The sequence below is a fragment of the Streptomyces daliensis genome (genome assembly GCF_054782395.1).
The window spans coordinates 66,471-80,638 of sequence record NZ_BAAGSO010000078.1; the positions used below are offsets into that span (position 1 = coordinate 66,471).

General features: G+C 71.7%; 9 protein-coding genes and 1 pseudogene. 4 read left to right on the forward strand and 6 right to left on the reverse strand.

What is annotated here, in order from left to right; genetic code table 11:
* Positions 1–158: 158 nt before the first annotated feature.
* Positions 159–425: pseudogene (locus tag ACYVOO_RS17410) on the forward strand (hypothetical protein); the annotation flags it as partial.
* Between the two features lie 145 nt (positions 426–570).
* Here the strand turns inward: ACYVOO_RS17410 and serA are convergent.
* The 6 genes from serA to ACYVOO_RS17440 all read right to left on the reverse strand — a co-directional run bounded on the left by serA (position 571) and on the right by ACYVOO_RS17440 (position 10,956).
* A complete protein-coding gene (gene serA, locus ACYVOO_RS17415; protein ID WP_461016548.1) occupies positions 571–2,160 on the reverse strand; it encodes a phosphoglycerate dehydrogenase in 1,590 nt (529 codons plus the stop codon).
* 460 nt (positions 2,161–2,620) lie between these two features.
* Positions 2,621–3,619, reverse strand: a complete 999-nt coding sequence (gene ilvC / locus ACYVOO_RS17420; RefSeq protein WP_461016549.1) for a ketol-acid reductoisomerase — start codon at positions 3,617–3,619, stop codon at positions 2,621–2,623.
* Between the two features lie 127 nt (positions 3,620–3,746).
* A complete protein-coding gene (gene ilvN / locus ACYVOO_RS17425; RefSeq protein WP_453351052.1) occupies positions 3,747–4,271 on the reverse strand; it encodes an acetolactate synthase small subunit in 525 nt (174 codons plus the stop codon).
* A gap of 34 nt (positions 4,272–4,305) precedes the next feature.
* Positions 4,306–6,153: an acetolactate synthase large subunit gene (locus ACYVOO_RS17430; protein WP_461016550.1), complete on the reverse strand. Its 1,848-nt coding sequence runs from the start codon at positions 6,151–6,153 to the stop codon at positions 4,306–4,308.
* A 259-nt stretch (positions 6,154–6,412) separates the two neighbouring features.
* Positions 6,413–9,682 carry a putative bifunctional diguanylate cyclase/phosphodiesterase gene (locus ACYVOO_RS17435; protein WP_461016551.1) on the reverse strand — a complete coding sequence of 1,090 codons (3,270 nt, stop codon included), beginning with the start codon at positions 9,680–9,682 and terminating at the stop codon, positions 6,413–6,415.
* A 302-nt stretch (positions 9,683–9,984) separates the two neighbouring features.
* Positions 9,985–10,956, reverse strand: coding sequence for a 2-hydroxyacid dehydrogenase (locus ACYVOO_RS17440; protein WP_461016552.1), 972 nt, complete (start codon positions 10,954–10,956; stop codon positions 9,985–9,987).
* Positions 10,957–11,299: 343 nt separating this feature from the next.
* Here ACYVOO_RS17440 and ACYVOO_RS17445 point away from each other — a divergent pair, with 343 nt between their 5' ends.
* From ACYVOO_RS17445 to ACYVOO_RS17455, 3 genes are all read left to right on the forward strand, one after another.
* The gene (locus ACYVOO_RS17445; RefSeq protein ID WP_461016553.1) at positions 11,300–12,295 is read left to right on the forward strand and encodes an aldo/keto reductase; all 996 of its coding nucleotides are present in this window, start codon (positions 11,300–11,302) and stop codon (positions 12,293–12,295) included.
* 234 nt (positions 12,296–12,529) lie between these two features.
* The gene (locus ACYVOO_RS17450; RefSeq protein ID WP_461016554.1) at positions 12,530–13,699 is read left to right on the forward strand and encodes a PQQ-dependent sugar dehydrogenase; all 1,170 of its coding nucleotides are present in this window, start codon (positions 12,530–12,532) and stop codon (positions 13,697–13,699) included.
* 96 nt (positions 13,700–13,795) lie between these two features.
* A complete protein-coding gene (locus ACYVOO_RS17455; protein WP_461016555.1) occupies positions 13,796–14,059 on the forward strand; it encodes a DUF6191 domain-containing protein in 264 nt (87 codons plus the stop codon).
* Positions 14,060–14,168: the final 109 nt, after the last annotated feature.

The following is a 14,168-nucleotide window of genomic DNA, read 5'->3' on the forward strand; positions in this document are numbered from 1 at the left end:
GTGACGGACATGACGGACGGGCGGGTTCCGCGCCGGGCGGACCGCCGCACCTACGCGCCGGTAGCCGCAGCAGAGGAAACCACGGGCTCCCCCGGCCCGCCAGAGCGCCGCCGGGCGGCTGCGCGGCTCGGACCCCGGACCCGGGCGCGGTCGCGAGGCTGCCGCACATCACCGAGCACGGCTGGCCGACGGGCCCCGAGCGCTCCGCGGAACGCCAGGCGGAGGTGGTCCGCACGGTGGTCGGCGCGGTCGCGGCGCACGCGCGGGAGCTGCGGCTCAGCGGCTACACCCACTTCGCGCTGCGCGACGCCGACAGCGCGCGGACGGGACTGTTCCACCGCTTCGGCCTGCTCACCGACGACTACGCGCCCAAGCCCGCGTTCGCCGCGTACCGCGAGCTGATCAGCACGCTCGGCGGCGGCTGAGCCGCGAGTCGGCCGGACCGGCCCCCCCCGTTCTGGCTCCGGTTCCGCTTCCGGTTCCGGTTCCGCATACGCCGGGGCGCCGCCCCCGAGTGAGGGACGGCGCCCCGTGCCATGCCGCGTATCGACGGCCCGGAGGCCGCGCGCGTCAGTCCTGGAGGTTGACGCTGCGCGCCGACGTCGCGCCGACCTCGCCCTTGATCTCGGTGAGGACGGCGGCCGGAATCGTGTCGTCCACGGTGAGCGCGACCAGCGCCTCGCCGCCCGCCGTGGCGCGCGAGACCTGCATGCCCGCGATGTTGATGCCCGCCTCGCCCAGGATGCGGCCGACGGTGCCGACGACGCCGGGACGGTCGCCGTAGCTGAAGAAGGCCATGTGGTCAGCGAGGGCCAGATCGATGTCGTGGTCGCCCACGGCGACGAGCTTCTGCTGGTGCTTCGGGCCCGCCAGGGTGCCCGAGACCGAGATCTCCTCGCCGCCGGAGAGGGTGCCGCGCACCGTCACCACGTTGCGGTGCTCCGTCGACTCGCTGGAGGTGGTGAGGCGGACCTCGACGCCGCGCTCCTGCGCGAACAGCGGGGCGTTGACGTAGGACACCGTCTCGTCCACGACGTCCTCGAAGACACCCTTGAGCGCGGACAGTTCCAGCACCTTGACGTCGTGCTGGGTGATCTCGCCGTAGACCTCGACGTCCAGCCGGACGGCGACCTCGCCCGCCAGCGCGGTGAAGATACGGCCCAGCTTCTCGGCCAGTGGCAGACCGGGCCGCACGTCCTCGGCGATGACGCCGCCCTGGACGTTGACCGCGTCCGGGACCAGCTCGCCCGCCAGCGCCAGCCGCACGGACTTGGCGACGGAGATGCCCGCCTTCTCCTGCGCCTCGCCCGTCGAGGCGCCCAGGTGCGGGGTGCACACGACCTGGTCGTACTCGAAGAGCGGGGAGTCGGTGCAGGGCTCGCTCGCGTACACGTCGAGACCGGCGCCCGCGACCCGGCCCTCCTTGAGCGCGGAGGCCAGCGCCGCCTCGTCGACGATCCCGCCGCGCGCGGCGTTGACGACGCGGACGCTCGGCTTGACCTTGTGCAGCGCCTCGTCGCCGATGAGACCGAGGGTCTCGGGGGTCTTGGGGAGGTGGACGGTGATGAAGTCCGAGACCTCCAGCAGATCGTCCAGGGACAGCAGCTTGACGCCCATCTGCGCGGCGCGCGCGGGCTGCACGAAGGGGTCGTAGGCGACGACGTTCATGCCGAACGCCGACATCCGCTGGGCCACCAGCACGCCGATGCGGCCGAGGCCGACGACGCCGAGGGTCTTCTCGCTCAGCTCGACGCCCGTGTACTTGCTGCGCTTCCACTCGCCGTTCTTGAGCGCCGTGTTCGCCTGCGGGATGTTGCGCGCGGTGGCGATGATCAGGCCGCAGGCCAGCTCGGCGGCGGTGACGATGTTGGAGGTGGGGGCGTTGACCACCATGACGCCCGCCTTGGTGGCGGCGGGCACGTCCACGTTGTCGAGGCCGACGCCCGCGCGGGCGACGACCTTGAGCTTCCGCGCCGCGGCGATGGCCTCGGCGTCGACCTTGGTGGCGGAGCGCACCAGGATGGCGTCGACATCGGCGATGGCGGAGAGCAGCTCCGTCCTGTCGGCGCCGTTGCAGTGCCGGATCTCGAAGTCCGGGCCGAGCGCGTCGACGGTGGCGGGCGAGAGTTCTTCGGCGATCAGTACTACGGGCTTGCTCACGTGGTCTCCAGTCCTGGCGGATCGTCCCCGCCGCGGCGGGGCTGGGCGGCCGAGTCCCGACGGCCGTCCTAGACGGTGGAGGGGGTCATCCCCGCGGGCGCAGGGCAGACGCACGACGCTGTGAGCCTGTGAACGCGCTGCTTGTGCTGTGCAGTGTATATAGGGAAGGTGCGTGCGGTCGGCCCCTCCGCCGAATCGATCTCCCCGTCACAGGGGGCGCACATACGCACGCCCGACGACACCTGTGAACCCTTGCGCGCAGCCGCGCCGGGCCCCTCGCGTGGCCTCCGGCCGCCCCTGCCGTCCGGCGCCGGACGCACCGGCGGCCGGGCCGCGCGCGCCCCTCCCGCCCGGGAACGTGTCCCGGCGGAAGGCGCGCCCGCGGCCCGGCCCGGGATCACCGTGCCGGAGGACCCGGCAGACTCACCCTGCCGGAGGCGCGAGGCTCACGACCCGTGGCTCACGCCTCCTCGTCGACCCAGCTCATCAGCTTGCGGAGCTTCTTGCCCGTGGTCTCCAGCAGGTGGTCCTCGTCGGCCTTCTTCAGCTCGTTGTACTTCGGCAGACCGGCGTTGTACTCGGCCATCCAGTTGTTGGCGAAGGTGCCGTCCTGGATCTCGCCGAGGATCTTCTTCATCTCGGCCTTGGTGCCCTCGTTGATGATGCGCGGGCCGCTGACGTAGTCGCCCCACTCGGCGGTCTCCGAGATGGACCAGCGCATCTTCTCCAGGCCGCCCTCGTACATGAGGTCCACGATCAGCTTCAGCTCGTGGAGGCACTCGAAGTACGCGATCTCCGGCTGGTAGCCCGCCTCGACCAGGGTCTCGAACCCGGCCTTGACCAGCGCCGAGGTGCCGCCGCAGAGCACGGCCTGCTCCCCGAAGAGGTCGGTCTCGGTCTCCTCGGTGAAGGTGGTCTTGATGACGCCCGCACGGGTGCCGCCGATGCCCTTGGCGTAGGACAGCGCCAGCTCGAACGCCTTGCCCGTGGCGTCCTGCTCGACGGCCGCGATGCACGGCACGCCGCGGCCCTCCTCGTACTGGCGGCGCACCAGGTGGCCCGGGCCCTTGGGCGCGACCATGCACACGTCGACGCTGGCCGGGGGCTTGATGAAGCCGAAGCGGATGTTGAGGCCGTGGCCGAAGAAGAGCGCGTCGCCGTCCTTGAGGTGCGGGGCGATGGACTCCTCGTAGACCTTGGCCTGGATCGGGTCCGGGACCAGGACCATGATCACGGTGGCTTCCTTGACCGCCTCGGCTGGCGTGGTCACCTTGAGGCCCTGCTCCTCGGCCTTCGCGCGGGACTTGGAGCCCTCGTGCAGGCCCACCCGGACGTCGACGCCCGAGTCGCGCAGCGACAGCGCGTGGGCGTGGCCCTGGCTGCCGTATCCGAGAACCGCGACCTTGCGGTCCTGGATGATGGACAGGTCGGCATCGTCGTCGTAGAACAGCTCGGCCACTTCGGGAATCTCCTTGTATACGGGGTTGTGCTGCCCAACCTATGACGGCCGGGCGGTGCGGAAGGTCCGGGGTTCGCCATACGGACGGCGCGGGGGTGCGAATGCGCCGCCGGCGGCCTCCTCGGGGTCAGGCCGAACGGTCCAGGGCGCGCAGGCTCCGGTCGGTGATGGAGCGGGAGCCGCGCCCTATGGCGATGGTTCCTGACTGGACCAGCTCCTTGATGCCGTACGGCTCCAGCATCTTGAGCATGGCGTCGAGCTTGTCGCTGCTGCCGGTGGCCTCGACGGTGACGGCTTCCGGGGACACATCCACGGTCTTGGCGCGGAAGAGCTGGACGATCTCGACGATCTGGGAGCGGGTCTCGTTGTCGGCCCTGACCTTCACCAGAACGAGTTCGCGCTGGACGGCGGAGGACTGCTCCAGCTCGACGATCTTGAGCACGTTGACCAGCTTGTTGAGCTGCTTGGTCACCTGCTCCAGCGGCAGGTCCTCGACGTTCACCACGATGGTGATGCGCGAGATGTCGGGGTGCTCGGTGACACCGACCGCGAGCGAGTCGATGTTGAAACCGCGGCGGGAGAAGAGCGCGGCGATCCGGGCGAGGATGCCGGGGGTGTTCTCCACCAGGACGGAGAGCGTGTGCTTGGACATCTTCCTGATTCTCCGATTTCTCCGGTCTTCGCCGTCAGTCGTCTTCGCCGTCGCCGAAGTCCGGGCGGACGCCTCGGGCCGCCATGACCTCGTCGTTGGAGGTGCCGGCCGCGACCATCGGCCAGACCATCGCGTCCTCGTGGACGATGAAGTCGACCACGACGGGACGGTCGTTGATGGCGTTCGCCTTCTCGATGACCGCGTCGAGCTGGTCCGGGTCCTCGCAGCGGATGCCGACGCAGCCCATGGCCTCCGCCAGCTTCACGAAGTCGGGGACGCGGGTGCCCTTGCTGGGCTGGCCGTCCTCGCCGTCGTGGAGCTTGGTGTTGGAGTAGCGCTGGTTGTAGAAGAGGGTCTGCCACTGGCGGACCATGCCCAGGGCGCCGTTGTTGATGATGGCGACCTTGATCGGGACGTTGTTGAGGGCCGCGGTGACCAGCTCCTGGTTGGTCATCTGGAAGCAGCCGTCGCCGTCGATCGCCCAGACCGTGCGCTCCGGCTGGCCGACCTTGGCGCCCAGGGCTGCGGGGACCGCGTAGCCCATGGTGCCGAGACCGCCGGAATTCAGCCAGGTGGCGGGCTTCTCGTAGTCGATGAAGTGCGCGGCCCACATCTGGTGCTGGCCGACGCCCGCCGTGTAGATCGTGTCCTCCGGCGCGAGCTGCCCGATGCGCTGGATGACCTGCTGCGGGGAGAGCGAGCCGTCCTCGGGCAGGTCGTAGCCCAGCGGGTAGGTCGCGCGCCAGCGGTCGAGCTGCTGCCACCAGTCGGCGTAGTCGCCGCGGTGCCCCTCGTCGTGCTCGGCGTGGACCGCGACGATCAGATCGGCGAGGACCTCGCGCGCGTCGCCGACGATCGGCACGTCGGCCGCGCGGTTCTTGCCGATCTCGGCGGGGTCGATGTCGGCGTGCACGATCTTGGCGTACGGGGCGAAGGAGTCCAGCTTGCCGGTGACGCGGTCGTCGAAGCGGGCGCCCAGGGCGACGATCAGGTCGGCCTTCTGGAGCGAGGTGACCGCGGCGACGGAGCCGTGCATGCCGGGCATGCCCAGGTGCTGCGGGTGGCTGTCAGGGAAGGAACCCAGGCCCATCAGGGTGGTGGTCACCGGGGCTCCGGTCAGCTCGGCCAGGACCTTCAGTTCGCCCGTCGCGCCCGCCTTCATGACGCCGCCGCCGACGTACAGCACCGGACGCTTGGCCTCGGTGATCAGCTTCGCGGCCTCGCGGATCTGCTTGGCGTGCGGCTTGGTGACCGGGCGGTAGCCGGGCAGGTCCGTGGCCGGCGGCCAGCTGAAGGTCGTCCTGCCCTGGAGCGCGTCCTTGGCGATGTCGACGAGGACGGGGCCCGGACGGCCCGTCGAGGCGATGTGGAACGCCTCGGCGATGGTGCGCGGGATGTCGTCGGCGTCGCGGACCAGGAAGTTGTGCTTGGTGACGGGCATCGAGATGCCGCAGATGTCGGCTTCCTGGAAGGCGTCGGTGCCGATGGCGGCCGACGCGACCTGTCCCGTGATCGCGACCATGGGCACCGAGTCCATGTGCGCGTCGGCGAGCGGGGTCACCAGGTTCGTCGCACCCGGGCCCGAGGTGGCCATGCAGACTCCGACCTTGCCGGTGGCCTGCGCGTAACCCGTGGCCGCGTGCCCGGCGCCCTGCTCGTGCCGCACCAGCACGTGGCGGACCCTGGCGGAGTCCATCATCGGGTCGTAGGCCGGGAGGATGCACCCGCCGGGAAGACCGAATACGGTGTCGGCGCCGACCTCCTCAAGGGAACGGATGAGGGACTGCGCGCCCGTCATCTGCTCGTTGGTGGCGGGCTGCTGCTGCCCGCCGTTACGGGCCCGCGGCTGCGGCTTGGGGGCCCCGGTGGCCTGCTCGGTCATCGTCTTCTCTTCCCGGAGAGTGAGGGTTGACGCTCGATGTGTGCTGTTCGGGCGATTTTGACGCGGTCTGCGGTGGGGCCGACGGAGGCCCCGCGAGGGTGCTGGTGCAACAAAAAACCCCCCGTGCCGTGAGGCAAGCGAGGGGAGCGCGCCGCTGGTGGTCGCGGAATCGTGGCGATTCCGGTCAGCCGACGCGCTTTCCAAGTACGAGAATTCGGGTGCGCATGGCACTGACCCTCTCCCCGTCAAGCCATGAGTGTCAAGTGGGTGGGACAGGCGTCTCAGCATTCGAGCGCATCGGCGGATGCCCCGTGACCGGATCCGGTCCCTCCCTCGCGTCCGCCGCGGCGACCCACGGCGGCAGCGTCTCGCGCCCCTCCTTGTGACGTACGGGGAGGGCCCCGGCGACCACCATCGAGCGCCCTCCCTTGCGATCCTCACCGGTGCACGCCTGCGCGGGCACCCGCTGGCCGGGCCCCGGGCCGCCCTGGCCGGAACCCGGGCCACCGGAACCGGAGCCGGAGCCGCCCTGGACCGGAACCCCCTTCCCCGCCCCCGCAGCCCCCGCCCCCGCCCCCACGGGCGCGGCGGACGGCACGGAGCGCCCCGTGTACGCGGCGTCGTCCGGCACCGGGTAGGCCCCTCGCGCGAGCGCCCGCCGCAGCCGGTGCTCGTCCAGCGGACCCGAGAAGACCGCGCCCAGACCGTGCGTACAGCCCATCTCGCGCAGCGTCGTGACCTGCTCCGGCAGATCGACGCCCTCGGCCACGGAGGTGAGGCCCAGGTCTCCCGCTATCCGCAGCAGCCCCGCCGTGATCTTGCGCTGACGGGGGGACTCCACGACGCCGTCGACCATGCCCCGGTCCAGCCGCAGGATGTCCACGGGCAGCCGCCGCAGCGCCGAGATGGCGAGGGAGCCGCTCCCGAAGCCGTCCAGGGCCAGCACCACGCCCATGCGCCGCAGCGCGGTGAGCCGCATCTCCAGCTCGTCCAGCGGGAGGCGTGGATCGCTCTCGGACAGTTCCAGTATCAGCGTCCCCGGCGGCAGCGCGTGCCGGGACAGCAGCGCCTCGATGTGGTTGAGGCGCAGCGAGCGGTCGGTGAGCCGCCGCGCGGGCAGCCTGACGGTCACGGGCGCGCCGAACCCGGCCTGCTGCCTGGCCGCCGCCTGCTCGACGGCCTCCTCCAGCAGCCAGCGGCACACCTCGGCCGCGCGGTCGCCCTGCCCGTCCTTCGCGGCTGCCCCACTGGCCCCACCGGGCCCGGCGGCTCCACCGGCTCCGCCCTCCGTGCGGAGGAACTCGGCGGGCGTGAAGAGGATGCCCTGCGCCGAGCGCCAGCGTGGCTGCGCCGCGACGGCGCTGACCTTGCCGCTGGACAGCTCCACGACGGGCTGGTGAAGTAACGCGAACTCGCCGTCGTGCATCGCGCCGCGCAGCCTCGTGCCCAGCTCGGAGCGCTTGACGGCCGCGTCGGTCTCGTTCCGCATCTGCGGCGCGTACAGCTCGACCCGCGCCTTCCCGGCCTGCTTGGCGCGGTACATCGCCAGATCGGCGTTGCGCATCAGGGCGGCCGGTGAGATGCCGGGCTCGGCGAAGGCGATGCCGATGGAGGCGGCCACCTTCACCTCGGTGTCGCCCTCGACGCGGTACGGCTCGGAGAGGGTGATGCGGAGGCGGTCCGCGATCTCCTGGATGCGCAGTTCGCGTTCGGCCCCCGCGTGTTTGCTGGGGTCGCTGTCGCCGAGGATGAGCACGGCGAATTCATCACCTCCCAGGCGGGCCGCGGTGTCGCCCGCGCGTACCGACTCCTGGAGGCGGCGGGCGGCCTGGATCAGCAGCTCGTCGCCCGCCTGATGCCCTGCCGTGTCGTTCACCGCCTTGAAGCCGTCGAGATCGATGAACAGGACGGCCGCCTCGCTGTCCCCGCCGCGCCGCCCCGAGAGCGCCTTGCGCACGCGCTCGGTGAACAGGGCGCGGTTGGGCAGGTCGGTCAGGGAGTCGTGCGAGGCGTTGTGCTGCAACTGGGCCTGGAGACGGACCCGTTCGGTCACGTCCCGGCTGTTGAAGATGAGGCCGCCCTGATAGCGGTTGACCGTGGACTCGATGTTGAGCCAGTGGCCCGCGCCGTGCCGGAAGCGGCACTCGATGCGGGTGGAGCACTCCTCCTTGGGCTTGGCGGCCAGGAAGCGCCGCAGTTCGTGCAGGACTCGCCCCAGGTCCTCAGGGTGGATGAGGGAGGACAGCTCGGAGCCGACCAGTTCGTCGCCGTCCCTGCCGTAGACCCCGGCGGCGGCCGGGGAGACGTAGCGCAGCACGCCCGTGGACGACGCGATCATGATGACGTCGCTGGAGCCCTGCACCAGGGACCTGAAGTGGTTCTCCTTCTGGGCCAGTTCCTGGGTGAGGGTGATGTTGTCCAGCAGCATGATCCCCTGCCGGACGACCAGGACGAGCACGACGGTGCAGCCGGTGAAGAGCACCACGCGGTCGATCTCGCGGCCGTCCAGGGAGTTGTAGAGGATCCCCAGTGTGCAGACGGCGGCGGCCAGATACGGGGTGAGCGCGGCCAGTGAACCGGCGATCGGGCGGCTGGCGGCCCGGACGGCGGCCTCGCGCGAGGCCGCGGCCGGATCAGCACGTCCGGTGACCGCGGGGCCCGCGCTCGCGGCGGGCGGCTCGGCCGGGCCCCACGGCCCGGCGTCCCGCCTGGCAACCCAGGGCGCGTAGGCGAGGAGCAGCGAGCCCGCGAACCAGCCCGCGTCCAGGAACTGCCCCGAGCTGTAGTGCTCGCGCAGCAGCGGCGAGGTGAACAGCGCGTCGCACAGCACTGTCAGCGCCAGGGCGCCGATGGCCGTGTTGACCGCGGAGCGGTGTGCGGAGGAGCGCTTGAAGTGCAGCACCAGCACCATGCTCACCAGCGCGATGTCCAGCAGGGGATACGCGAGGCTCAGCGCGGCTCTGGCCACGGAGGCGCCCTGCCAGTAGGCGGTGTGGGCCAGCGCGAGCGACCACGAGAGCGTGATCAGCGAGCCCCCGATGAGCCAGGCGTCCAGGCCCAGGCAGATCCATCCGGCACGGGTGACGGGCCGCTTGGCCAGAACCAGTAAACCGATGATGGCGGGTGGCGCGAAGAGCAGGAAGCAGTAGTCGGCGACGGAGGGGCGCGGCACCGGCTGGTTGAGCACGATCTCGTACCAGCCCCAGATGCCGTTGCCGAGCCCGGCCATCAGCGAGGAGAACCCGAACAGCAGCCAGGCCGGCCGGAACGGGGTGGAGTGCTTGTACGCGTACCAGAAACAGGATGCGGAGGCGAGCAGCCCGGCGGCGCTCAGCCCGAAGTCCCCCATGATGAGGGCCACTCGCTCGGATCCCCAGCCGGTGGCGGCGCCCACCGCGTACGCGGCGCAGACGGCGGACAGCACCAGTTGGGGCAGCACGCCCGTCCTCCCGGCTCCGTCACGGGGCCGGGGTGACCGGGGCGGCGTCCAGTACCGGCCCTGCTCCGGGGCCGCGCCGTGTGCGCTCATCGCGCCGCCCGTTCGGACGGCGGCTTCTTCTCGTACTTCCTGAGACGGCGGCAGCGACCGCCGTCCTGTGGATGGCGCGGCCGGGAGACCGCCCGCCCCATCCGCCGGTTCGTCCAATGGCCGTGCATTCGCCCGTCGCCCCCCTCGTGTCCGGGTTCGCCCCCCGATCGGGACGATACACCAGATCCGTCACTCAGGGACATAGTGCCGATACGTTCCGTGACGACAAGGGGTGTTGTGGGCACAGGGAGGAGTCATACGCATCCGTAGAGTGGCCTCTCGCGGCTTCGGGGGCCTTCCTGTCACTCCGCTACGGCCACCGTGTGCTCAAGCTCTTCACCGGCCGCCCAGCGCCTCAACTGCGCACGCAGCAGCTTTTTGGCACGCGGGAGGAAGGCGGAAGTGGGTCCGCCGACGTGCGGAGTGATCAACGTATTGGGTGCCCGCCAGAGCGGATGATCTTCGGGCAGTGGCTCCGGATCCGTGACGTCCAGGGCGGCCAGCAGGCGCCCCGACTCCAGTTCGGCGAGCAGCGCCTTGGTGTCGACGACACCGCCGCGCGCGACGTTGACCAGCAGCGATCCGTCCTTCATCCGGCCCAGGAAGTCGGCCCCGACGAGGCCGCGGGTGTCCTCCGTGAGCGGGGTGCACAGGATCACGACGTCGGCGTGGGGCAGCAGTCCGGGAAGGCTCGCGAGCGGGTGTACGGAACCGCGCGGGGTGGTACGCGCGCTGCGCGCGACACGGGTCACCTCGGCCACCTCGAAGGGGAGCAGACGGTCCTCGACGGCCGAGCCGATCGCTCCGTAGCCCACGATCAGCACGGACTTGTCCGCGAGCGCCTCGTACATGCCCGGATGCCAGTTGCCCGTCTCCTGCGCCCGTACGAACTCGGGGATGTGCCGCAGCGAGGCGAGGGTGAGGGCGAGTGCCAGTTCCGCCGTACTGGCGTCGTGGACGCCGCGGGCGTTGCAGAGGCGGGTCCCGGCGGGGAGGCGCGGGATCGCCGGGGACACGTGGTCGATGCCTGCCGTCAGCGTCTGCACGACCCGCAGCCGGGTCATGTGTTCGAGCGGCCGTACGGAGACCGCGGCCCCCTTCATGTAGGGGACGACGTAGAAGCCGCAGTTGGCGGGGTCTGCGGGGAAGTCGGGGCCGCCGTCCCAGAAGTGGTACGTGAGGGAGGAGGGCAGCCCGTCGATCTCCGAGGGCGGGACGGGAAGCCAGACGTCGGTGGCGGCGGGCTGGGGCGGAGGGGTAGGGGCAGAGGCCATGGTCGTCAGGCTAGGGGGTGTCGTCAACGTAGCGTCGTCCGGCCGCCAGGCCGGGGGCTGCCGGGGGTACCTCCCAGCGGTAGCTGGGGGAGTCTGGTGCGTGCGGTCGCAAGGCGGAGGGAGGAGAGCGCCGGGGGTACCTCCCAGCCCGCAGGGCCTGGGGGAGGGTACCTCCCGCCCGCAGGGCCTGGGGGAGGGCTGCGCTGACGACCGACAACGTCGCGAGCGTGCGTGCCAGGCGTCGCGGCCCAGACGGGACGTTGACGACGCCCCCTAGAGGCTCTGCGTCACCCGCTGGAGGTACCCGCTAGTTTGGGGAGCCGTCAGGAGGGAGCTCGTGCAGGTGGAGCGCAGGACAATCGGTGCGGCGGCGCTCGAGGTGGGCGCGGTCGGCCTCGGCTGCATGCCGATGAGCTGGGCGTACTCCGCGTCCCAACAGGACGGCGAGGAGTCGCTGCGCGCGGTGCACACGGCGCTGGACCGGGGCATGACGCTGCTCGACACGGCCGATATGTACGGACCCTTCACCAATGAGCTGCTGCTGGGGCGGGTGCTGAGGGAGCGGCGGCGCGAGGCGTTCGTCTCGACGAAGTGCGGGCTGCTGGTGGGCGATCAGCACATCGTCGCCAACGGGCGCCCCAGCTATGTGAAGCGCGCCTGCGACGCCTCGCTGCGCCGCCTCCAGAGCGACGTGATCGACCTCTACCAACTGCACAGGGCCGACCCCGAGGTTCCCGTCGAGGAGACCTGGGGCGCGATGGCCGAGCTGGTGACGGCGGGCAAGGTGCGCTCGCTGGGCTTCTGCGCGGTGGGTGCGCGCGCGGACAGGCGCAGCGGCGCGGGGATCTATTCGGCGACGATACGGCAGTTGGAACGCGTGCAGCAGGTGTTCCCCGTGAGCAGCGTGGAGGCCGAGCTGTCGGTGTGGTCGCGGGAGGCGCTGGACGCGCTGCTGCCGTGGTGCGAGTCGCGCGGGGTGGGCTTCCTGGCGGCGATGCCGCTGGGCAACGGCTATCTGACCGGGACGCTGACGACCGGCGGCGGCTTCGAGCGGGACGACGTACGGGCGCGGCACCCGCGCTTCACGGCCGAGATGATGGCCGCCAACCAGCCGATCGTCGCGGGGCTGCGGCGCGTGGCGCGGCGGCACGGGAGCGCCACCCCGGCCCAGGTCGCGCTGGCGTGGCTGCTGGCGCTCGGGCGGCACGTGGTGCCGGTTCCCGGCACGAAGAAGTGCCGCTGGGCGGCGGAGAACGCCGAGGCGGCCCAACTGGTGCTCACGGCCGAGGACATGGTGGAGATCGGCGCGCTGCCCGCGGGGCGGGGCTCGTGGGAGTGACGGCGTAGGCGCCTGGTGGGGGCCCGGGTTCCGGGTGCGGGTGGCGCGGGTCGGGGTCCGGGTCCGTTTCGGGTTCCGGTTCGGCCGTACGGGCTGTCGCGTCGCGTCCGTGCGACGCGTCCGGGCGACGCGTCGGGCCGCAGGCGGGAACTCGGCGGTGTGCTGCGCCGTATGAGGGGGTGTGGTCTGCTGGGCGGATCCACCGCGTCACAGTGACACCGGGAGGCACAGATCATGCGTAGCCGTTCCCTCACGACCGGGCTCGCGGCCGGGCTCGCGGCGTTGGCCGTGCTGGCCTCGGGCTGCTCGTCGGGCGACGGGGAGGAGGGGTCGCCCGATCCGTCGGGTTCCGCTTCCTCCCGCACCGGGGAGTCGTCGGCGTCCTCCGGGGCGAAGGAGTCCGCGGCGCCCGCGAAGGGTTCGGCGAAGGTGGAGCGGACGGTGGCCACGGGGCTGAAGTCCCCCTGGGGCCTGGCCCCGCTGCCGGGCGGCGATCTGCTGGTCTCCTCGCGCGACGAGGGCACGATCCTCCGGGTCGACGGCGAGGACGGCGGGAAGACCGAGCTGGGCTCCGTGCCCGGGGTCGCGGCGGGCGGCGAGGGCGGGCTGCTGGGGATCGCCGTGCCGGGGGACGACGCGAAGATGGTGTACGCGTATCTGACCACCGAGTCCGACAACCGCATCGTGCGCATGCCGTACGACGCGAAGAAGAGCGAGGGCAACCAGCTCGGCGCCCCGGACACCGTCTTCAAGGGCATCCCCAAGGGCACGATCCACAACGGCGGGCGCATCGCCTTCGGCCCGGACAAGATGCTCTACGCGGGCACCGGCGAGTCGGGCGACGGCGGACTGTCGCAGGACAAGAAGTCGCTGGGCGGCAAGATCCTCCGGATGACGCCGGACGGCGATCCTCCGGACAAGGGCAACCCCGAGGCGGACTCCGTCGTCTACTCCTACGGCCACCGCAACGTCCAGGGGCTGGACTGGGACGCGGAGAACAGGCTGTGGGCGGCCGAGTTCGGCCAGGACACCTGGGACGAGGTGAACCTCATCGAGCCCGGCAAGAACTACGGCTGGCCGGACGTCGAGGGGAAGGCGGGCGAGAAGGGCTTCACCGACCCCGTCGCGCAGTGGAAGCCGGCGGACGCGTCGCCGAGCGGCCTCGCCGTCGCCGAGGGCTCGGTGTGGGTGGCGGGGCTGCGGGGCGAGCGGCTGTGGCGCGTGCCGCTGAAGGGCACGGAGCCGGTGGCCGAGCCGCAGTCCTTCTTCGAGGGGAAGTACGGGCGGCTGCGCACGGTGGTCTCGGACGGCGGCGACGGGCTCTGGCTGGTCACGAGCGAGACCGATTCGCGGGGAACGCCCGAAAAGGGCGATGACCGTATCCTGAAGGTGAAGGTGAGCTGAGGGTGGGCCACGAGGCGGGCTGACGTACCGCGGGGCGAGCCGAGCCGAGGGGCGAGGGACGGGCCGGGAGCCCGCCCGGAAGGGAACGGTATCGCCATGTTCAACCTGATCGAGCAGATCTTCTCCCCCGGCCGCCGCCACACCGAGGACGAGCGGCGGCGTCGGGACCACACGCGTGTGGAGGCGGGCAGCAGCGACCCGGGCAAGGGCCCGATAGACCTCGCCTCGGGCCAGGTCCGGATACGGCGCTCCGACGTCCCGGCCCAGCCCCCGCCCGACGGGGAGTCCCGCGCTGACGAGCGGCCCCGCTCCGACGAGGGGCCCAGGCCCGGTGAGGAGCCCCGGCGCGGCGAGGGGTGAGCCTCCTCGGGCCCCGGGCCCTCGGGCCCGCCCCCGTCCCGCCCCGGACACACAGACGCCGCGGCGGCCCGCGCTCCCCGGGTCCCGCCGCGGCGAAGCCGCGTCTCCT

What these genes read in the sequence shown, in the direction of transcription:
- ilvN (WP_453351052.1), bottom strand. Translation starts at nt 4,271, where the DNA reads ATGTCCAAGCACACGCTCTCCGTCCTGGTGGAGAACACCCCCGGCATC.
- ACYVOO_RS17430 (WP_461016550.1), bottom strand. Translation starts at nt 6,153, where the DNA reads ATGACCGAGCAGGCCACCGGGGCCCCCAAGCCGCAGCCGCGGGCCCGT.
- ACYVOO_RS17435 (WP_461016551.1), bottom strand. Translation starts at nt 9,682, where the DNA reads ATGAGCGCACACGGCGCGGCCCCGGAGCAGGGCCGGTACTGGACGCCG.
- ACYVOO_RS17440 (WP_461016552.1), bottom strand. Translation starts at nt 10,956, where the DNA reads ATGGCCTCTGCCCCTACCCCTCCGCCCCAGCCCGCCGCCACCGACGTC.
- ACYVOO_RS17450 (WP_461016554.1), top strand. Translation starts at nt 12,530, where the DNA reads ATGCGTAGCCGTTCCCTCACGACCGGGCTCGCGGCCGGGCTCGCGGCG.
- ACYVOO_RS17455 (WP_461016555.1), top strand. Translation starts at nt 13,796, where the DNA reads ATGTTCAACCTGATCGAGCAGATCTTCTCCCCCGGCCGCCGCCACACC.